Below are 19,745 nucleotides of genomic sequence, written 5' to 3' on the forward strand. Positions count from 1 at the left end.
GTCCGAGCCCTCGTTACTTTTACGCGTTCCCCCGCGAGCCCTGCGCGCTACGCAAGCCCACAGACCGGATCATGCCGCTTGGGCGGATCTCCAAGCCGTCCCCACCCGGACGGCTTGTCCGCCAATTTCCGCAACATCCTATTGGCAGAGCGTCGCGAATGAAATGCCCGCGATTAAGACATTCTTAATCATCGTTAACAGGAAAAGGCCGTAACGCCTTAGCCCTAAATGAAATTCTCCACCGGACTCAGCCGATTGCGGCAACTTTTCGTCATTAAACGGGCGGTTTTGCGTAAATCGGCCGAAACGCTTCGTTAACCATTTCCATGCTTCGGTGGTCGGAACCGCCGGACCGGCGGACTATCGCGCGATGCCGGGGCCTGCGCCATGATGCCTGAACTGCAACGGATGGACTGGATGCCCTCGCCGCCGCTTGCGCCCTTCGACAGCCCTCTCGATCTCGACCATCTCTCGCGCATGACGCTGGGCGATTCCGAGCTCGAGCAGGAAGTGCTTGCAATGTTCGCAGAGCAGGCGGTCCGCCTGATCGCCGCGATGACGGCGTTGCCGGCCGAGACCGGGGCGCTTGCGCACAAGCTCAAGGGCTCGGCACGCGGGATCGGCGCCTTTGCGGTCGCCGATGCGGCCGCCAGCCTGGAGACCGCGATCCGGATCGGCCAGAACCAGCCCCACGCCCTCGCCGCGCTGAAAGAGGCGGTCGCCGAGGTTCGCGCGGCTATTGCCGCGATGCTCAAGCACTGAGCCGGATCTCGCCGGAGCCGGTCCGGGCTGCGCACACACCCGTCTTGTGTTTCGACGCATTTTCCGCCCGCGAACCGGTATCCACTTCGCTTGAAAACGCTATGGCGCGGTCCGGATCGACCCGTTATAGGACAACCCGAACCTCCTTTTCCCCAGATCGCGGCAGCACGAGCACAATGGCCAAAATTCACTTTGTCGACCACAAGGGCGAAACCCGCACGGTGGAAATCGAGAACGGCGCGACCGTGATGGAAGCCGCCATCCGTAACAGCATTCCCGGCATCGAGGCCGAGTGCGGCGGCGCCTGCGCCTGCGCGACCTGCCATGTCTATGTCGACGAAGCCTGGCGCGAGAAGGTCGGCAGCCCGACGCCGATGGAAGAGGACATGCTCGACTTCGGCTTCGACGTGCGCCCGAACTCGCGCCTGTCATGCCAGATCAAGGTCTCCGACGAACTCGACGGGCTCGTGGTGGGCACGCCGGAACGTCAGGCCTGATCCTTGCTGCTCAAGTGCGCGGCGGCGCGACCTCGATGCCGCGCTTGTGCCAGGGCCTGAATTTCTCGACCACTTCCGCAGTCAGCGGTGCTGGCCGGCGCGTCGCCTCGTCGAGCAAGACGCCGACCGAGGTCGCCGAAGCGATGCACTTCCCTTCCGAAAACACGACCTGCTCGAAGGTCACCGACGTGCGCCCGAGCTTCACCACGCCGAGGCCGAGCTCGATCGTGTTCGGCCAGTGCAGCTCGGCGCGGAAATGGATGTCGAGCCGCACCATGATCCAGGCGAGGCCCGGCGGTGTCAGCCCGTACTCCGGACTCTTCATCAGCGTGACGCGGCCGGTCTCGAAATAGGTGGCATAGACCGCGTTGTTGACGTGCTGGTTCGGGTCGAGATCGCCGAAGCGGACGTTGTCGCTGAGGCGAAACGGGAAGTCCTCGAGGCGTGGCGTCGTATCGAGGCGGCTTGGTGCGTTCACCTGATGATCTCCGTCATATCCAGCCTCGTTACAGCCCAGTTATTTTGACCCGGCAAGTGGGTGTGCTTGCGGGGCGCTCCCGCTTTTATGCCTTCCCTGATCCATTCCCGTTGGCTAGACAGGCAGGGTCACCTCGGCCCGCCGGGCGCCGTCCAACCGATAATGACCGATAAAGAGACGACATGAGCGACGTGATCAAAACCGACGTGCTGATTATTGGCGCCGGCCCTTGCGGTCTGTTCGCCGCCTTCGAGCTTGGCCTTCTCGACATGAAGGCGCACTTCATCGACATCCTCGACAAGGTCGGCGGCCAGTGCGCCGAGCTCTATCCGGAAAAGCCGATCTACGACATTCCCGGCATTCCGCAGGTATCGGGGCAAGGCCTCACCGACGCGCTGATGGAGCAGATCAAGCCGTTCCATCCGACCTTCCATCTCGGCGAGATGGTCGAGACCGTCGAAAAGATCGGCGATCCCCTGTTTCGCTGCACCACCGACGCGGGCAAGGTGTTCGAATGCAAGGTCGTGGTGATCGCGGCCGGCGGCGGCTCGTTCCAGCCCAAGCGTCCGCCGGTGCCGGGTATCGAAGCCTATGAAGGCACCTCGGTGCACTACGCCGTGCGCAAGATGGAATCGTTCCGCGACAAGAACGTGCTGATCGTCGGGGGCGGCGATTCCGCGCTCGACTGGACGCTCAATCTGCATCCGGTCGCCAAGCGCATCACGCTCTTGCACCGTCGTGACGATTTTCGCGCTGCCCCTCACAGCGTCGAGCAGATGCGCGCGCTGGTCGCCGACGGCAAGATGGATCTGCGGCTCGGTCAGGTCACCGCGCTCTCCGGCGCCGACGGCAAGCTGACCGGCGCCACCGTCAAGGGCAACGACAATGCCGTCAGCGATATTGCCTGCGACGCCATGCTGCCGTTCTTCGGCCTGACCATGAAGCTCGGTCCGGTCGCGAATTGGGGCATTGCGCTCGAGAACAATCTGGTGCCGGTCGAGACGTCGGCATTCGAAACCAACGTGCCGGGCATCTTCGCCATCGGCGACATCAACACCTATCCGGGCAAGATCAAGCTGATCCTGTGCGGCTTCCACGAAGGCGCGCTGATGTCGCAAAAAGCCCACCGCTACGTCTATCCGGAGAAGCGGCTCGTGTTCCAGTACACGACCTCATCCTCGAGCCTGCAAAAGAAACTCGGTGTCAACTGACCGCGGCGCGAACGGGGCCGAGCGTCCCATGTTTCTGGTGCTGGAACCGTTCGCGAAATCGCCGTAGTCTGCGGCCATTGCAGTGGCGGCTTAGCAAGGTGATCATAATGCGGAATCTCGTTTCCAGCTTTCGGCTGCTCTCGCTGCTTACGCTGGGTCTCGTGCTGTCGCTCGGCGCAACAGGAAAGGCTGCCGCACAACAGCCGACCGCTGCGGGCTTGTGGCAGAAGGTCGAGGACGGCAAGCCCGTGGGCTGGTTCCTCTTCATCGACCATAACGGCATTTTCGAAGGCGTGATTGCCAAGACGTTTCCGCGCCCCGGCGACAATCCGAGCGAGGTTTGCGCGAAGTGCACGGACGATCGCAAGAATCAGCCGGTGCTCGGGCTCTCTTTCATCCGCGACATGAAGCGTGACGGGTTGAAATATGAAGGCGGCAACGTCGTCAATCCGCGCGACGGCAACATCTGGAAGGCCAAGATGACGGTGAGTCCGGACGGTCAGGTCCTGACCATGCGCGGCTTCCTCGGCATCTCTCTGTTCGGCAAGGACGAGACCTGGCAGCGCCTGCCGGATTCCAGCATGGCCGAGGTCGATCCCGCGATCATCGCCAAATATCTCCCCGCGCAGGCCGCCGCGCCCGCGCCGAAGGCCGCACCCGCGGTCAAGAAGGGCGGCGCGATGATGATGGCGCCAGCGGCGAAGAAGTAGGCCGCCCGGCCGGGCCTTCGAGGCACCTGTTCCCCTGGACGGACGCGGTGTCGGGCGCTCAGGTCACCGGCGCCGGATTGAACAGCGTGAGGTCGTTGTGGATGCCCCAGCGATCCGACCACGGCTTGGTGCGGCCGGAGGCAACCTCGAGGATCAGGCGGAAGAGGTCCCAGCCGGTTTCCTCGATGGTCTTTGCGCCGGTGGCGATGCCGCCTGCGTCGAAATCGATCAAATCCTTCCAGCGGCGCGCCAGCTCGGTGCGGGTTGCGACCTTGATCACGGGCGCGGCCGCCAGGCCATAGGGCGTGCCGCGGCCGGTGGTGAACACCTGCAAGGTCATGCCGGAGGCGAGCTGGAGCGTGCCGCAGATGAAGTCTGACGCCGGCGTTGCCGCGAACAGCATGCCCTTCTGCGTCGCCTTCTGGCCGGGCGAGAGCACGCCGGTGATCGCTGATGAGCCTGATTTGACGATCGAGCCGAGAGATTTTTCGACGATGTTGGCGAGGCCGCCCTTCTTGTTGCCGGGGGTTGTGTTGGCGCTGCGATCGGCGCCGCCACGGGCGAGATATGAATCGTACCAGGCCATCTCGCGCACCAGCGCCCGGCCGACGTCTTCGTTGATGGCGCGGCGGGTGAGGAGCTGGATGGCGTCGCGCACCTCCGTCACTTCCGAGAACATCACGGTGGCGCCGGCGCGCACCAAGAGGTCGGCGGCAAAGCCAAGCGCGGGGTTCGCAGTGACGCCCGAGAAAGCGTCGCTGCCGCCGCATTGCAGGCCGACCACGAGATCGGACGCGGGGCAGGTCTCGCGGGTGCGTTTGTCGAGGATCTTCAGGCGGGCCTCGGCTTGCGTCATGATGGCATCGACGATCGCGCCAAATCCGTCGAAGGCTTCGTCCTGCATGCGGACGATGGCATCGCTGACGCCCTCCGGCACCAGCCGTTCGGGCGCGAGTTTTTCACATCCCAAGCTGATGACCAGAATCTCGCCGCCGAAATTCGGATTGAGCGCGAGGTTTTGCAGCGTGCGGATCGGCACGACGGCATCGGGCGCGGTGATGGCGACGCCGCAGCCATAAGCATGCGTCAATGGCACGACGTCGTCGACGTTCGGATAGTTCGGCAGCAGCTCGGCGCGGATGCGTTTCACCGCATATTCCATCGTGCCCTTGACGCATTGCACCGAGGAGGAGATGCCGAGGATGTTCTTGGTGCCGACGGATCCGTCCGGATTGCGAAAGCCCTCGAAGGTGAAACCTTCGAGCGGCGGCAGCGGTGCGGGAACGGCGGTGGAGATTTCGAGCTTGTCGAGGGCAGGGGCCTCAGGCATGCGGATGCGCGCCTCATCCACCCACTCACCGGCCAGAATCGGCGAGAGCGCGTAGCCGATCACCTCACCGTAGCGGATGATCGGCGCGTCCTGCGCGATGTCGACCAGAGCGGTCTTGTGCCCTTGCGGCACAAAGGCACGCAGCGTCAGCCCGCACGCAAAGCGGGAGCCGGCAGGGAGCCCGAAATCATTGACGACGATCGCGACATTGTCGCGCTCGTTGAGCTTGATGTAGCGGGGCTGCTCTTTCGCTGCGACGTCCTGGTCCATGGAGGACTCCAAAGTGTAGGGTGGCTAGCCCTGCGATTGCGCGGAGCGCAATCGCAGGGCGTAACCCACCAAGGTCTCTGTCCGCGGAAGCAGAAGAGGTCGGTTACGCCGGCGGACCGCGCTTTGCGCAGCCGCTGCGCCAACCCACCCTGCGATCGTGGCCCGTCAACCCGGATAGGTATAGGCGGTCTTCACCGTCGTATAGAACTCGCGTGCGTAGGAGCCCTGCTCGCGGGCGCCGTAGCTCGAGCCCTTCCGGCCGCCGAACGGCACGTGATAGTCGACGCCGGCGGTGGGCAGATTGACCATCACCATGCCGGACTCGCTGTTGCGCTTGTAGTGCGAGGCGTATTTCAGGCTTGATGTGCAGATGCCGGAGGCGAGGCCGAACTCGGTGTCGTTGGAGATCGCCAGCGCTTCCTCGTAGTTCTTGGCGCGGATGACGGCGGCGACGGGCCCGAATATCTCCTCGCGCGCGATGCGCATGTTGTTGTTGGCTTCGGTGAACAGCGCCGGTTGCAGGTAGTGGCCGGGGTTGTCGCGCTTGAGCAGCTCGCCGCCGAAGGCGAGCCTGGCGCCCTCGTCCTGACCGATCTTGATGTAGCGCAGGTCCTGGTCCAGCTGGCTCTGGTCGACCACGGGGCCGATATGCACGCCGGCCTTGAGCGCGTCGTCCACCGAGAGGCTGTTCAGGCGCTCGGCCACCGCGGCAACGAAGCGGTCATGGATGCCTTCGGTGACGATCAGCCGAGACGATGCCGTGCAGCGCTGACCGGTCGAGAAGTAGGCGCCGTTGACGGCGACTTCGACAGCGGTCTTCAGGTCGGCGTCATCGAGCACGACCAGCGGATTCTTGCCGCCCATCTCCAGCTGGAATTTCTTCATCGGGTTGGAGAGCACGCAGGCCTGCGCGATCTTGCGGCCGGTTTGCACCGAGCCGGTGAAGGAGATCGCGGCCACATCGGGATGATCGAGCAGGGTCTGGCCGACCACGGAGCCGGAGCCGACCACGAGGTTGAACACGCCGGCCGGAAGGCCTGAGCGGGAGATGATCTCGGCGAGCGCGTGTCCCGAGCCGGGCACCAACTCGGCCGGCTTGAACACCACCGTGTTGCCGTAGCAGAGCGCGGGCGCAATCTTCCAGGCCGGGATGGCGATCGGAAAATTCCAGGGCGTGATCATGCCGATGACGCCGACCGGCTCTCGCGTGAGCTCGACGTCGATGCCGGGACGGACGGACGCGCCCTTCTCGCCGATCAGACGAAGGGCTTCGCCGGCGAAGAACGCGAAGATCTGGCCGGCGCGGGCGACCTCGCCGATACCCTCGGGCAGCGTCTTGCCTTCCTCGCGGGCGAGCAGGCGGCCGAGCTCTTCCTTGCGGGCGAGGATTTCGGTGGAGATCTTGTTCAGTGCATCGTAGCGCACTTGCGGCGTCGACTGCGCCCAGGCGGGGAAGGCGGCTTTCGCTGCCGCGATCGCCTTCTCGGTCTGCGCCTTGTCGGCCTTGGCATATTCGCCGACGAGGTCGTTGGTGTTGGAGGGGTTGATGTTCTTGGTGACGCCGGAGCCGTCGACCCATTCACCGCCGATGAAGTTTTTCAGGATCGCAGTCATCTCTTCCTCCAGAGTTATTTAACGCACGAGGCAGGGCCGCTTGTCGTCAAACGTCCAGCCGGGGATCAGGTCCTGCATGGCCATGGCATCATCTCGGGCGCCGAGTCCATGCTGCTTGTAGAGTTCATGCGCGGCCTCGATGGCCGCACGGTCGATCTCGATGCCGAGGCCCGGACGATCCGGGACCGCGATCCTGCCGCCCTTGATCCGGAGCGGCTCCTTCGTCAGTGCCTGGCCATCCTGCCAGATCCAGTGGGTGTCGATCGCGGTGACCTTGCCGGGGGCGGCCGCGCCGACATGGGTGAACATCGCGAGCGAGATGTCGAAATGGTTGTTGGAGTGCGAGCCCCAAGTCAAGCCGTTGTCACGGCAGGTCTGGGCAACGCGCACTGAGCCTTGCATGGTCCAGAAATGGGGGTCGGCGAGCGGAATGTCCACCGCACCGAGCCGCAGCGCATGGCTGAGCTGACGCCAGTCGGTCGCGATCATGTTGGTCGCAGTGGGCAGGCCGGTGGCGCGGCGGAACTCGGCCATGATCTCCCGACCGGAGAAGCCGGCCTCGGCGCCGCAGGGATCCTCGGCATAGGCGAGGATGCCGTGCATGTTCTTGCAGAGGCCGATGGCCTCGTCGAGCGACCAGGCGCCGTTCGGATCCAGTGTGACGCGGGCATTGGGGAAGCGCCTGGCGATGGCCGTGACCGCCTCGATCTCCTGCTCGCCGCGGAGCACGCCGCCCTTGAGCTTGAAATCGGCAAAGCCGTAATGGTCCTGCGTGGCTTCCGCGAGCCGTACCACCGCCTCCGGCGTCATTGCCTCCTGATGGCGAAGGTTGAACCAGTCGGGCTTGCCGGTCTCGCCCTTGACGTAGTCGAGCTTGGACTTGTTCCGGTCACCGACGAAGAAGAGATAGCCGAGCGTCTCGACGCTCTTGCGCTGCTGGCCTTCGCCGAGGAGCGCTGCGACCGGCAGATTGAGATGCTGGCCGAGCAGATCGAGCAGGGCGGATTCGATCGCAGTGACGGCGTGGATCATCACGCGCAGATCGAAGGTCTGCTTGCCGCGGCCGCCGACATCCCGGTCGGCAAAGGTCGTCCTGACGTCGGCGAGGATGTTGTTCATCGCGCCGACGGTCTTGCCGATCACGAGATCCCTGGCGTCCTGCAGCGTCTGCCAGATCTTCTGCCCGCCTGGCACCTCGCCGACGCCGGTGTGGCCGGCATTGTCGGTGAGGATGACGATGTTACGGGTGAAGAACGGTGCATGCGCCCCGCTCAAATTGAGGAGCATGCTGTCGCGGCCTGCGACCGGGATCACCTGCATCGTTGTGACGACCGGCGCGCCGGGGATCGGCACCCCGGAGATCTCAGTCTGGGCCATTGCACGCTCCTCCCTGCATCCTCGAGTTATTCTGCGGCCTGTTGTGTCGATCCTGCGGCAGGCAGGTTCCTCACCAGCGCGGCCAGTTCCGCCATCTCCTGCTCGGTGAGATCGGTCAGCGGCGAGCGGACCGGGCCGGAATCGCGGCCGATCACCTTCATGCCGGCCTTGATGATCGAGACCGCATAGCCCTTCTTGCGGTTGCGGATCTCGATCAGCGGCAGGATGAAATTCTTCAAGCCGGCGCGGATGGTCGCGTGATCGCGGCTGCGCACCGCGGCGTAGAACTTGGTGGCGAACTCAGGCACGAAGTTGAATACGGCCGACGAGTACGTCGTCACGCCCATGTCGAGATAGGGCAGCGCGAAGGTCTCGGCGGTCGGCAGGCCGCCGACATAAGTGAGGCGGTCGCCGAGCTTGGTGTAAACGCGAGTCATCAGCTCGATGTCGCCGATGCCGTCCTTGTAGCCGACGAGGTTCGGGCAGCGCTCGGCGAGGCGGGCGAGCGTGTCGGGCTGGAGGATGGCATTGTCGCGGTTATAGACGATGACGCCGATCTTCACGGAGGCGCAGACGGCCTCGACGTGGGCGGCAAGGCCTTCCTGCTCGGAATGGGTCAGATAAGGCGGCAGCAGCAGCAGGCCGTCGGCGCCGGCCTTTTCCGCGCCGATTGCGATCTCGCGGGCGATGGCAGTGCCATAGCCGGTGCCGGCGAGCACGGGCACGCGGCCCTTGGTCTCGTCGACGGCGACCTTGACGACGGCGGGCACTTCGGTCGGGGTCAGCGAGAAGAACTCGCCGGTGCCGCCGGCGGCGAACAGGCCTGCAACGTCATAGCCGCACAGCCAATCCATGTTGGCGCGGTAGGTCGCTTCGTCGAACGAATAGTCTGCCTTGAACGGCGTGACGGGGAAGGACAGGAGGCCGGAACCGATCTTCTGGGCCATTTCCTGCGGGGTCATCTTGCTCACGGGCGCTGCTCCCTGCTCTCGTGTTGTCGGGGACGCAAGTGAAATCCGCGCGTCCATGCGCTGGTGTTTAGGAGACGGTTCGATGCGCGTCCAAGCCAAAGCCTATATCAACTGATACGGATTCAGCATCAATCTTCCATGACGTCCGCGGAGGACAATTCGCTCGCGATTTTGACCAGCGCGGACAGCAGCGGATTCTCGTCGTCGCGGCGCCACACCATGAAAAGCTCGACCGGAACGCGGGTGCGCAGCTTCAGGGGACGCAGCCGGACATCGGAGATTTTCAGCCCGGCGGCGGCGGCCGGCACGATGGCGAGGCCAAGGCCGGCGCGCACCATCGCGAGGATCGAGTGGATCTGGCTGAGGTGCTGGACGTAGCGCGGCAGGATGTCGGCGCGGGTGAACAGCGCCACCAGCAGATCGTGGAAATAGCGGCTCTCATAGGGCGAATACATCACGAAGGGCTGGCCGTCGAAATCCTTGATCGTGATGCTGTCGGCATTGGCCAGCGGATGCTTCTTCGGGATCGCGGCGAGCAGGGGCTCGGCGACGACGCGGCGGCTGGCAACCTCGGGCCGCGCGATCGGCGGCCGCAGCAGGCCGGCGTCGATCTGGCCCGAGGTCAGCGCCTCGAACTGGTCGCCGGAGACCATTTCCTTCAGCGAGAAATCGACCTCCGGCAGCTTGGCACGGCAGGCCGCGACCAGTTCGGGCAGGAAGCCGTAGGCGGCGGCCGCGGTAAAGCCGATCTTGAGCGAGCCGGTCTTGCCGAGCGCGATGCGGCGGGCAACCTGCGAGGCGCTTTCCGCAAGCTTCAGGATGCGGCGGGCCTCGGGGAGGAAGCTGCGGCCGGCCGGGGTCAGGCGCACCGAGCGGCTGGTGCGCTCCAGCAGCGGCGCGTCGATGATGTGCTCGAGCACCTGGATTTGCCGCGACAGCGGCGGCTGAGTCATGTTCAGCCGCGCGGCGGCGCGGCCGAAATGCAGTTCTTCCGCCACCGTGACGAACACAGCGGAGCTGGTTGAGGTCGAACATCGATACATGTCTTAGATGAATAAGGCGTTTCCCCAGCACTTCTAGCATCGATCATCCCCAAAACAAAGACGGCGGCCTTTTAGAGCCGCCGTTGAGTTGCCTGACCCACTCCGATGACTCGGAGCGCTCAGGAGGAGCGTTTGAGCACCACCCGCTCGATCTTGCCGACGACCACGAGATAGGCGACCGCAGCCACCAGCGCGTTGATGCCGACGAACACCAGAGCCCCGTTGAACGAGCCGGTCGCGGCCACGATGTAGCCGATCACGATGGGCGTGGTGATGGAGGAGAGGTTGCCGAAGGAGTTGAACAGGCCGCCGGAGACGCCGCCGGCCTCCTTGGGCGAGGTGTCGGAGACCACAGCCCAGCCGAGCGCGCCGATGCCCTTGCCGAAGAAGGCGAGCGCCATGAAGCCGACCACCAGCGCCTGGCCGTCGACATAGTTGCAGGCGATGATCGACATCGACAGCAGCATTCCTCCGACGATCGGGATCTTGCGCGCCATGGTCAGCGAACCGGACTTGCGCAGGATGGCGTCGGAAATGACCCCGCCGAGCACGCCGCCGATGAAGCCGCAGAGCGCCGGCAGTGTCGCCACGAAGCCGGCCTGCAGGATCGACAGGCCGCGCTCCTTGACCAGGTACACCGGAAACCAGGTCAGGAAGAAGTAAGTCAGCGTGTTGATGCAGTACTGGCCGAGATAGACGCCGATCATCATGCGATTGGAGAGCAATTGGCGGATATGGTCCCATTTCGGGCCGGAGTTCGCCGCACGCGCGTCCTTCAGATCGTTCTTGGGCGCATCGAGATCGACCAGCGCGCCACCTTCCTTGATGTAATCGAACTCGGCCTCGTTGATCGAGGGATGCTCCTTCGGACTGTAGACGGTCTTGATCCAGACGAGGCCCATGATGATGCCGAGCCCGCCCATCACTGAGAACACGTAGCGCCAGCCGTAGTCATGGGCGATCCAGCCCATCAGCGGTGCGAAGATCACGGTGGCGAAATATTGCCCCGAATTGAAGAAGGCCGATGCGGTGCCGCGCTCGTTGCCGGGAAACCAGGCCGCGACGATGCGGGCGTTGGCAGGGAAGGACGGCGCTTCCGCGACGCCGACGAGAAGCCGAAGCGCAAACAGCACGACGACGGCAGCGCCGGCGCTGAGGAAGCCGATCCAGCCCTGCATCATCGTGAACAGGGACCAGACGATGATGCTGAAGGCATAGACGAGGCGTGAGCCGTAACGGTCGAGCAGCCAGCCGCCTGGTACCTGCGCGACGACATAGGACCAGCCGAACGCCGAGAAGATCCAGCCCATGGCGACGGGATCGAGACGGAGCTCCTTGGACAGCGCGGAGCCGGCGATCGAGAGCGTGGCGCGGTCGGCGTAATTGACGGTCGTGACCAGGAACAGCATGGTCACGATGAACAGCCTGACGCGAGACCTCCTCACGTCCGTCGCGGACACCACTGCGCTCATCGTGCGCCTCCTTGGACCTTGAAATGTTTCCTCACGGCGACTCCTAGAGGCGCGCGCGGGAAAGTGTCCAAGTTCAAGGGAGTATCGATTGATGCCGTTTTTAAATTGATGGAACGGCAGGCCGGTGGCCGCGAGCACGCCGAATGGGTCTCGTCCGGGCTGGCTATACCAATGCCAGGTTCGTCGGGTGCACGCCGGTGAAGATGCGCTGGATGCTGTCGTTGCCGAGACCGAAGACGTGGCCGAACAGATCTGCAAACAGCGCGCGATAGTCGGTCAGAACCGGATAGTCGCGGTTCTGGAACAGATGCGGCTGCTCGACCTTGACCTGCTCGCCGAGAATGCGGCCGCCGTTGATGCCGCCACCGAGCACCCAATAGACGCTGCCATGACCGTGATCGGTGCCGCGGTCCCCGTTTTCCCGGAAGGTGCGGCCGAATTCGGAGATGACGACCACCACCGTATCGCGCCACGCCGTCGGCCCGACCTCCTCGGAGAAGCCGACGAGGGCGCGTCCGAGTTCGCCGAGCCGGTCGGCGAGATAGCCGTTGGCGGCGCCCTGGTTGACATGCGTGTCCCAGCCGCCAACGTCGACGAAACCAAGATTGAACTGCTCGCGCATCAATCGGCCGATGCGCCGTGCCGATAATTCGAAACCGCGCGGCGAGACGGCGCCGCGGTTGGCCGCATTCATCTCTTCGGAGACCGAGCGATAGACGTCGTCGCGTACGCGAAAACCCTCCGACACCGAGGCCGCCAGGTTGGACTGGACGTACATCTTCTTGATCAGATCGGCCTGACGATCGTCGACGCCGGGCTTGCCGACGTTGCTGATCCCAGTGTTCGGCACCTGCGACTTGCCTCGGAAGATGAGCGGAAGCTGTTCGGTGAACGCAATCGGCTTGACCCGCGTCAGCTCGCCTGCGAGCCGGCTCATGAAGCCGGAACGATAGTCGCGCGTCCCCCCCGCGGACTGGCCGAGTTCGATCGTGTCCTGGGTCTCGAAATGGCTCCGGGTCAGATCGTCGCTGGTCCCGGCGAACGGAATGAAGGCGATCTCGCGCCTGGCCCAGAGCGGATAGATGCTGTCGCGCAGGGCCGGATGCAGTCCCCAATCGGCGTCGAGCGCCAGCGCCGCGTTGGGGTTGCCGACCTCGGGCCTGGCGATGGCGAGCGTTGGTCGCGAGACACGGTAGAAATCACTCGAAACCGGCACGACGACATTCGCCGCGTCATAGGCGCCGCGCAAGAACACGACCAGCATGCGGGCATCGGTCGCGGGCGCTGCCCAGACGCGGCCTGCCACGGTGAGCGGAGCGAGGGCGGCAAAGGTCTTGATCAGCTCGCGACGGTTCATGGCAATCTTCCGTGCTCAGTGCATGAATTCCGGTGACGACAGGAACAGCGTGTTCCAGTCCTGCGGTGAGATCGCCCTGTCGAGCGATGCCAGCGTTGCGGGGCCGAGAGTGTTGCGAAGGCCGTTGAAGTAGAGCGCGTTCTGCAGTTGCGGGAACGCGGGCAACTCGACCGGATTCGGCCCGTCGGATTTGAACAGGCCGGACGATCCGGATCCGATCTGGCGTGCGATCTCGAAGCGAACCATCATCTGACCGGGGCCGTTCCACGACGCCGAGGTCAGCGGGTAGCCGTCCGGCGTCTCTTGGTTGAACAGGCCTTCGCCGAGGCGATTGATCCAGCCCTGGATCGGCGCCGTGTTCAATATGACCCGGTCGTCATAGGCGAGACGGACCGCCGAGAGCACGTATTGCACGGGATCCTTGAAGCGCGTGCCCGGCTTCAGCGCGGCCTCGAATTCGGGTGAATGGACCATCGTGGCGAGTATCGCGGCAATGTCGCCACCAGTGGATTTGAAGGTCTGCGCCATCCGCTGTACCAGCGCTTCCGGCGGATTGTCGGAGACGAAATAGGTCGCGATCTTGCGCGATACATGATTTGCGGTCGCGGGATGGTGGACCAGGATGTCAATGGCCTCGTCGACCTCGGCGAGCCCACGGCCCTTGATGGTGTGACCGAGGAAGGCCTTGTCGCTGTAATCGTGACGGGACGGGTTGAACTCGAAGGCGCCCTCGCGCACGAGCTGGGATTGCAATTCCGGCTTGAGCTTCGGGTCTTCCGGCTTGGTGTCGATGCCGACGCCCGTGAGGATCTTCGCCAGCGCTTCCACGTCGGCCTGGGTGTAGCCGGAGCCGACGCCCATGGTGTGCAGCTCCATGATCTCGCGGGCGTAGTTCTCGTTCAGATGGCCCGCCGCGTTGTCGGCATTGTCGAGATAGCGCAGCATCGCGGGATGACGAACGGTCGCCGCGAGCAGGTCGTGAAACTTGCCCAGCGAGTTGGGACGAAGGGCATGATCGACGTAGTCGCCGACCAGCACGCGCAGATTCGATTTGTACTGGTGGACGTTGAAATGATTGAACCAGAACCAGACCATGCGCTCACGCAGCTGGTCGGGCGCGTAGAGCGCGCGCAGGATGGTGCGCGCCGCCGCCTGCTTGGCGCGATCGTTCATCGCCTGCTGGAACACCTGCTGCGCGGCTTTCTTCTGCTCGGGGTCGATGACCTGGCTGGCGCTCTTGGACTGCTGCTCGAAGGCGACCGCAATGTCGAACGGGAAGCTGTGGACGTCGGGCATCGCTTCGATCTGCGCCTTGGCCGCGTCGGGCAAGGGAGGGTTGCCGGCCGGGTGCAATTGCTCCTGCAGCCAGCGTTCCGCACCCATCCCCTGCATGTGTGCGGCACTCGAGGTGCTGACACCGAAGCTCAGCCGATCGAGCAGAGCGAGATCGTGCGGATTGAGATCGTCGGCACGGGAGATGTTCGGTGTCAGGCCTGTGGCTAACGCCACGAGCGCCGCGATGCGCGACCATTGCAGCCGACGATATGCGCTTCTGCTATCCACGATAGGTCCCGTCCCATGACGCGGGCATATCATGCGCGGTGCGGCTGAACCTGCCCTGAATGGAATGGACTCAATTCACGGTAGTGCCATCAAATTCCAGCGAGCGGCGACAGTGCGCTGTTTCCGGTTTCCTACTTCTGCGCGCCCGGCAGGAGCGGAGCCAAGAGGCTGCGCGTGAAGCCGGGCGGCACGGCGTCCAGCCCCAGCACGGAGCTTGCGGCCGGGAGAGTGGCATCCGCCATCGCGGCATGGCCTTCGGCACTCGGATGCACGGCGCCGCCATAGACGGCCGAGAGCACGCCCCAGGTCGCGTCGTGGATGTCGGTCGGCTGGCTCGCCGCCGGCAACCCCTGCGGATAGGTCATCGCCGCGAAATAGCTGTCGTTGGCGTCGCGAATCCAGCGTGCGCGCGGCAGATAGGCGCGGTACTCCGACGCGCCGCGGCCGCACAGCATCGGCTGGCTCGCCGCGCTGACGATGTCAGGGTTGAAGCTCTCTCCGTTCTCGGCAAAGCAAGTGCGGTCGAACTCGGGATCGTTGCCGGAGTGAGCACAAAATCCGTGATCGGCGAATGCGGACTGGTGCGCATCGACGAAGGTCATACGGTCGGCCTCGGGATCACGGCACAGCGCGCCCCGCGTGCAGGTGGCCAGCCCCTTCAGCTGCGGCAGGAACTCGGTGTCGACGAAAGTCGAGACGCGGGCGAGGCGCTGTGGGTCGGCGTTGAAGGCGGGATGGATGTCGAAACCGGCGCGGCCGCCGCGGCAGGGCACGCCGCCGTCGGCAAGGGCCGGGTTGGCGTAGGAGACGTAGACCACGTGCGAGAGATCGCCGCCGACCAGCGGTTTCAGCGCCTCGCGCAGCTTGACGAAATTCTGCGGCAGCTCGCGTTGTAGCGCGTCGCGGGATTCGTCGACGCTCGCCATCACGCCGGAGCGGCGGAACAGCGCGCGCTCGGTCGCGGTCTCGACGATGACGTCGGCGACGAGGCCGGAAAAGTAGACGTCATTGGCCCCGATCGAGAGCAGCACGAGATCGAGATTGCGATCCGGCTGCCGCTTCTTCGCCGCGGTCAGCGCTTCGCGCAGCTCGGCGACCTGGGCATTCACGCTGGTGTTGCAGACGCCGCTCTTGCCGGGCGGGCATTCGCGGGCGCGCTGCGAGCCGAGCAGCCCGTCGCTGATGCTGGCGCCGGTGCAGGCGAGCGGCAGATAGGTCACGGCGATATGGGTGTAGCGCACCGCGAGCGCGAGCGCCGTGCGGGCCTGATAGCTGTAGAGGGAGCGGTGGCAGGGCGAGTTGAACCACAGCGCGCCGAAACGTTGCCAGTTGCCGAGCGTGTCCGGTGCCTCGCAGGCGCGGCCGCCCTTGAAGCCGGCGCGGCTCGGCCGGTAATATTGTGTGCCAGCGGTGCCGAGATAGGAGCGGAAGCAGAAACCCTCGTCGGATAGCGCCAGCGGTCGGTCCGGATTGCCTTCGCCGGAGGCGATGCTGTCGCCAAGGCCGGCGATAAGGATGTCGCGGACCTGGATCTCGGTCTGGATGCGCTGGGTCGGATCGGAGCCGGAGGAAACGTCGACGGTCGCGACCGTCTGCTTGCCGTAGCGGACGCGCAGATTGACCGGCTCGGCGCAGTCGAAAGTCGAGGCCTGCGGCCCGTCGCCGTCGTCGAACGACCAGGCGCAAGTGGCCCCGACCGGCACCGCGCCGGCCAGGCGTACGGTGATGGGGTGGTCGATCGGCGTGAGGTAGTTCTCTTTGACGTTGTCGCGGGTACAGGGCTGGTTAACCCGGCCCTGCAGGTCGATGCAGAGGCGGTTGACCATGTTCCGGGCCCAGCCGCGGCCCTCGCTCTGCAGCTCGAGAGACTGCTCGGCGGCGAGGATGCTGCGGTTACGCGCATTCTCGACATGCAACAGGAAATCGCGCTCCTCGCGGAACAGGCGGAAGCGGTTGCGGACCTCCCAATTGATCTGCATGGCCCCCGCATCCTGCGCGACTGCGCGTTGGGGCGGCAAAACGGCGAGGGACCCGGCCAGCAGCAGGGCGGCTAGAAGAAAAGTACGAAGGGAAACAGGGATCATGGCCCGCGTCTTCAACGGCAAAGTTGAGGCGGAAATAAGAGAGATCGCTGCGCCGCCCGCAACCTCTTGTCTGCAGAGCTCCCGGAACGTAAGCGTCGGCCGGCCTTAACGCTTGCTGGCCTGACGCACCAGCCGCTCGCGCTCCATCGGCGTCACCTCCTTGGGCAGATTGGCCTGCGCGCAGGCTTCCGCCAGCCGACGGCGCTCCTGCCAGGGCCGGACCACATTCATCCAGAGCTCGCGGGTGCCCATGATGGAGATGGCGAGACCAAACGGGATCACGAAATAGAGGATGCGGAAGACCAGCAGCGTCGCCAGCAGCTGCTCGCGCCCGAATTCGGGCAACGCCACCAGCATGGCGGCGTCGAACACGCCGATCGAGCCGGGGGCATGGCTGGCGAAGCCCAGGAGCGTCGCCAGGATGAACACCACGGCGAGGGACAGGAAGTCGATCGGCGGATTGGCCGGAACCAACAGGTACATCGCCAACGCGCAAAATCCGAGGTCGACCACGCCGATCAGGATCTGCACCAGCGTCAGCGGCGCCGACGGCAGCACCACCTTCCAGCCCTTCTGGCCGAGCTCGCGGCGCTTCTCGCCCATGCAAAGCCAGACCAGATAGGCGCCGATCGAGGCGAGGCCGCCGATCGCGATCAGACGATTGATCGACGATGGCAGCTGATCCATGTAGGAAGCTGCATCCGGATGGATCGACATGCCGATCGAGAGCACGAAGATGTTACCGAGCCAGAAGGTCAGGCCGGAGAGGAAGCAGATTTTTGCGACGTCGATCGCGTTCAGCCCATAGTCCGAATAAATCCGGAAACGGATCGCACCGCCCGTGAACACGGTGGCGCCGATGTTGTGGCCGATCGAATAGGACGTGAAGCTGGAGAGTGCTGCGATGCGATAGGGTACGTGTTTCTTGCCTATCGTTCGCAGCGCAAAAAAATCGTAGAAGGTCAGCGTACAGAACGCCAAGAACACACAGAGCGCAGCCAGGCCGATATTGCCACGAGGGATATCGGCAAGCCCCGTGAGGATGGCGTTCCGATCGATCCCATGGAGCGTTCGCACGAGCGTGGTGACCGCGAAGGCGATGATCATCACGCTCGCGGCAATGCCCAGCCGTCGCCAGCCGATCCATCTCGTGAAGCCGCGTTTCAGCGCGGGCAGCAGTCCGTGCATTCATCCTCCCGGCAGGGGGCAAGGCCGACCGGGCCAGACATTGGACGGTCGGTTGCGATCACTGCCCGAACTGGGCGTCGATCGCTAGGCATGATGTAGCTCATTTAAGGCAAAAACAGAGACTTGTGCAGCCCTTGACAAGGACGGGATCCGCACGGAAGCGGCTCGTTTTGTCATATCTGCTTCACATGGGGCGCACGTTAAGCATATGAGTCGAGCGTCAGGCTTCGATTGCGCGTCGGTATGTTCAGATGGTTTTCACATCCCCCCGCTGCAAGCATTGTTCCGGCGCAAAAGGCTGAGGGTTTCCTTTGGAACGACGGCGCCGTCGACAGGTTAGCGCCCCATCAGCAACCGAACACGGCGAAACAAGCGGCTTTCGTGCAAGCCTGTGCCCGTCGTGTTCCCGAGACCCGCGAGGATCAGAACGATGGGACTGTTCACAAAAGACATCAAGACCATGAACGACCTGTTCGTGCATCAGCTACAGGACATCTATTACGCCGAGCAACAGCTCACCAAGGCGCTGCCGAAAATGGCAGATAAGGCGACGGATCCGCAGCTGAAGCAGGGCTTTTTGACGCACCTTGAAGAAACCAAGCAGCACGTCACGCGGCTCGAGGAAGTATTCAAGATGCACGGCGCCCAACTGAAGGCGGTCGATTGTCCGGCCATCGACGGCATCATCGAGGAGGCTGATGAAACCGCGGGCGACGTCGCCGACAAGGCGGTGCTCGATGCGGCCCTGATCAATGCGGCGCAGGCCGCCGAACATTACGAGATCGTTCGCTATGGCAGCCTGATCGCCTGGGCCAAGCAGCTCGGCCGCACCGACTGCGCCGCTGTGCTCGCCAAGACACTCGAGGAAGAGAAGGCGACGGACAAGAAATTGACATCGCTGGCCGAGAGCAAGGTGAACCTGAGGGCAGCGAGCTAACAGCGAGATAGCTTCCGCCTGGAGACGCCGTGCATTCCGCACGGCGTCGCTTTTTTCGGCTGCGCCTAGCCGGCCTGGTATTTCAGGCCGAACACCAGCGCGACCAGCGCGAACATCGCAATGGTCACGGCGAAGACCAGGCTCGCCACAGTCGAGCTGATCAGGGTCGCGAGGACGCCGATACCGATCACCGGAAGCGCGTTGCCGAGAAAGCAGCAGATGAAATAGGCCGAAACCACTTCGGCGCGGCGGTCATCCGGTGCGATCTGGTTCACCACCTGAAGGCTGCCGCGATAACCGAGGCCCGCTGCTACGCCGCAGATCGCGGTCGCCGCGATCATGACGCCGAGTGATTCTGCGAATTGTGCGGTGACGAGCAGGGCTAGGCTCGGCAGCATCAGGCCGATCGACCACAGCATCGCGGCGCGGCTCGACAGCGCCGCCGGCCGACCTGATCGGACATCCGGCCGAAGATCATGAGTGCCGTCAGGTTTCCGACGACGTAGACGGCGTAGATCAGGGTCAACGTGATCTGCGAGAAACCCAGCTGTTGTTTGTAGATGACGTAGAGCGGGGTTGCGACCGTGCTGCCGGCGAACAGTGCGCCGATCAGGCAGGAGACAGCAATGACGGTTGCGGTCTTGCCGAACTGTGATCCTGCAACCGAGGGAACCGAGGTGTTGCCAACTCTTGCCATGACTGTCGGCTCCATGACTGTCGGCTCCATGACTGTCGCTGCCTCGACGAGCAGACAGGCGGCTCAACACGAAGCAATCTGACGTTGTTCCCATGCCTCTGCGCCGAGCGGACCTGCATCGCGGGCAGAGCGTCGCGAGTTTCCGGGGCTGATTACAATCGACTTCGCGGCGACGTTTCGATCA

General features: G+C 64.2%; 17 protein-coding genes and 1 pseudogene. 5 read left to right on the forward strand and 13 right to left on the reverse strand.

Going from position 1 to position 19,745, the window contains the following annotated elements; translation table 11 throughout:
- The first annotated feature begins 387 nt into the window (after positions 1–387).
- Complete coding sequence (locus tag ACVWZ4_RS23875) at positions 388–762, forward strand: Hpt domain-containing protein (RefSeq protein ID WP_456741354.1); 375 nt, start codon at positions 388–390, stop codon at positions 760–762.
- Between the two features lie 176 nt (positions 763–938).
- Complete coding sequence (locus tag ACVWZ4_RS23880; protein WP_092228188.1) at positions 939–1,259, forward strand: 2Fe-2S iron-sulfur cluster-binding protein; 321 nt, start codon at positions 939–941, stop codon at positions 1,257–1,259.
- Between the two features lie 10 nt (positions 1,260–1,269).
- Here ACVWZ4_RS23880 and ACVWZ4_RS23885 read toward each other — a convergent pair whose 3' ends face one another.
- Entirely contained in the window at positions 1,270–1,737 is a 468-nt protein-coding gene (locus ACVWZ4_RS23885) for an acyl-CoA thioesterase (protein WP_456704566.1), read from the reverse strand.
- Positions 1,738–1,919: 182 nt separating this feature from the next.
- On the opposite strand from ACVWZ4_RS23885, the gene ACVWZ4_RS23890 reads away from it, so the two are divergent.
- The gene (locus ACVWZ4_RS23890; RefSeq protein ID WP_456741355.1) at positions 1,920–2,948 is read left to right on the forward strand and encodes an NAD(P)/FAD-dependent oxidoreductase; all 1,029 of its coding nucleotides are present in this window, start codon (positions 1,920–1,922) and stop codon (positions 2,946–2,948) included.
- A 107-nt stretch (positions 2,949–3,055) separates the two neighbouring features.
- Positions 3,056–3,658: a DUF2147 domain-containing protein gene (locus tag ACVWZ4_RS23895; RefSeq protein ID WP_456704564.1), complete on the forward strand. Its 603-nt coding sequence runs from the start codon at positions 3,056–3,058 to the stop codon at positions 3,656–3,658.
- A gap of 58 nt (positions 3,659–3,716) precedes the next feature.
- Here the strand turns inward: ACVWZ4_RS23895 and garD are convergent, their stop codons facing one another.
- The 10 genes and pseudogenes from garD to ACVWZ4_RS23945 form a co-directional block, all read right to left on the reverse strand.
- Entirely contained in the window at positions 3,717–5,258 is a 1,542-nt protein-coding gene (garD, locus tag ACVWZ4_RS23900; RefSeq protein ID WP_456704563.1) for a galactarate dehydratase, read from the reverse strand.
- A gap of 165 nt (positions 5,259–5,423) precedes the next feature.
- A complete protein-coding gene (locus ACVWZ4_RS23905; RefSeq protein ID WP_456790373.1) occupies positions 5,424–6,872 on the reverse strand; it encodes an aldehyde dehydrogenase family protein in 1,449 nt (482 codons plus the stop codon).
- 18 nt (positions 6,873–6,890) lie between these two features.
- On the reverse strand, positions 6,891–8,249 hold the full coding sequence (gene gudD / locus ACVWZ4_RS23910) for a glucarate dehydratase (protein ID WP_456741356.1): 1,359 nt from the start codon (positions 8,247–8,249) through the stop codon (positions 6,891–6,893).
- A gap of 26 nt (positions 8,250–8,275) precedes the next feature.
- Positions 8,276–9,220: a 5-dehydro-4-deoxyglucarate dehydratase gene (gene kdgD / locus ACVWZ4_RS23915; protein WP_456704560.1), complete on the reverse strand. Its 945-nt coding sequence runs from the start codon at positions 9,218–9,220 to the stop codon at positions 8,276–8,278.
- Between the two features lie 128 nt (positions 9,221–9,348).
- A pseudogene (locus ACVWZ4_RS23920) lies at positions 9,349–10,255 on the reverse strand (LysR substrate-binding domain-containing protein).
- Positions 10,256–10,382: 127 nt separating this feature from the next.
- Positions 10,383–11,735, reverse strand: coding sequence for an MFS transporter (locus ACVWZ4_RS23925; RefSeq protein WP_456741357.1), 1,353 nt, complete (start codon positions 11,733–11,735; stop codon positions 10,383–10,385).
- A 163-nt stretch (positions 11,736–11,898) separates the two neighbouring features.
- Complete coding sequence (locus ACVWZ4_RS23930) at positions 11,899–13,092, reverse strand: DUF1501 domain-containing protein (RefSeq protein WP_456741358.1); 1,194 nt, start codon at positions 13,090–13,092, stop codon at positions 11,899–11,901.
- Positions 13,093–13,107: 15 nt separating this feature from the next.
- Positions 13,108–14,688 carry a DUF1800 domain-containing protein gene (locus tag ACVWZ4_RS23935; protein WP_456741359.1) on the reverse strand — a complete coding sequence of 527 codons (1,581 nt, stop codon included), beginning with the start codon at positions 14,686–14,688 and terminating at the stop codon, positions 13,108–13,110.
- A 98-nt stretch (positions 14,689–14,786) separates the two neighbouring features.
- The gene (locus ACVWZ4_RS23940; protein ID WP_456741360.1) at positions 14,787–16,739 is read right to left on the reverse strand and encodes a hypothetical protein; all 1,953 of its coding nucleotides are present in this window, start codon (positions 16,737–16,739) and stop codon (positions 14,787–14,789) included.
- 105 nt (positions 16,740–16,844) lie between these two features.
- On the reverse strand, positions 16,845–17,927 hold the full coding sequence (locus ACVWZ4_RS23945; protein WP_456704554.1) for a lysylphosphatidylglycerol synthase transmembrane domain-containing protein: 1,083 nt from the start codon (positions 17,925–17,927) through the stop codon (positions 16,845–16,847).
- A 430-nt stretch (positions 17,928–18,357) separates the two neighbouring features.
- On the opposite strand from ACVWZ4_RS23945, the gene ACVWZ4_RS23950 reads away from it, so the two are divergent.
- A complete protein-coding gene (locus ACVWZ4_RS23950; protein ID WP_456704553.1) occupies positions 18,358–18,864 on the forward strand; it encodes a YciE/YciF ferroxidase family protein in 507 nt (168 codons plus the stop codon).
- A gap of 65 nt (positions 18,865–18,929) precedes the next feature.
- Here ACVWZ4_RS23950 and ACVWZ4_RS23955 read toward each other — a convergent pair whose 3' ends face one another.
- Both ACVWZ4_RS23955 and ACVWZ4_RS23960 read right to left on the reverse strand, forming a co-directional pair.
- Positions 18,930–19,283, reverse strand: a complete 354-nt coding sequence (locus ACVWZ4_RS23955; RefSeq protein ID WP_456741361.1) for a hypothetical protein — start codon at positions 19,281–19,283, stop codon at positions 18,930–18,932.
- A complete protein-coding gene (locus tag ACVWZ4_RS23960; RefSeq protein ID WP_456741362.1) occupies positions 19,262–19,561 on the reverse strand; it encodes a hypothetical protein in 300 nt (99 codons plus the stop codon). Before ACVWZ4_RS23960 ends, ACVWZ4_RS23955 begins: the two co-directional genes overlap by 22 nt.
- Positions 19,562–19,745 lie beyond the last annotated feature (184 nt).

The sequence above is a fragment of the Bradyrhizobium sp. USDA 4472 genome, assembly GCF_054058595.1.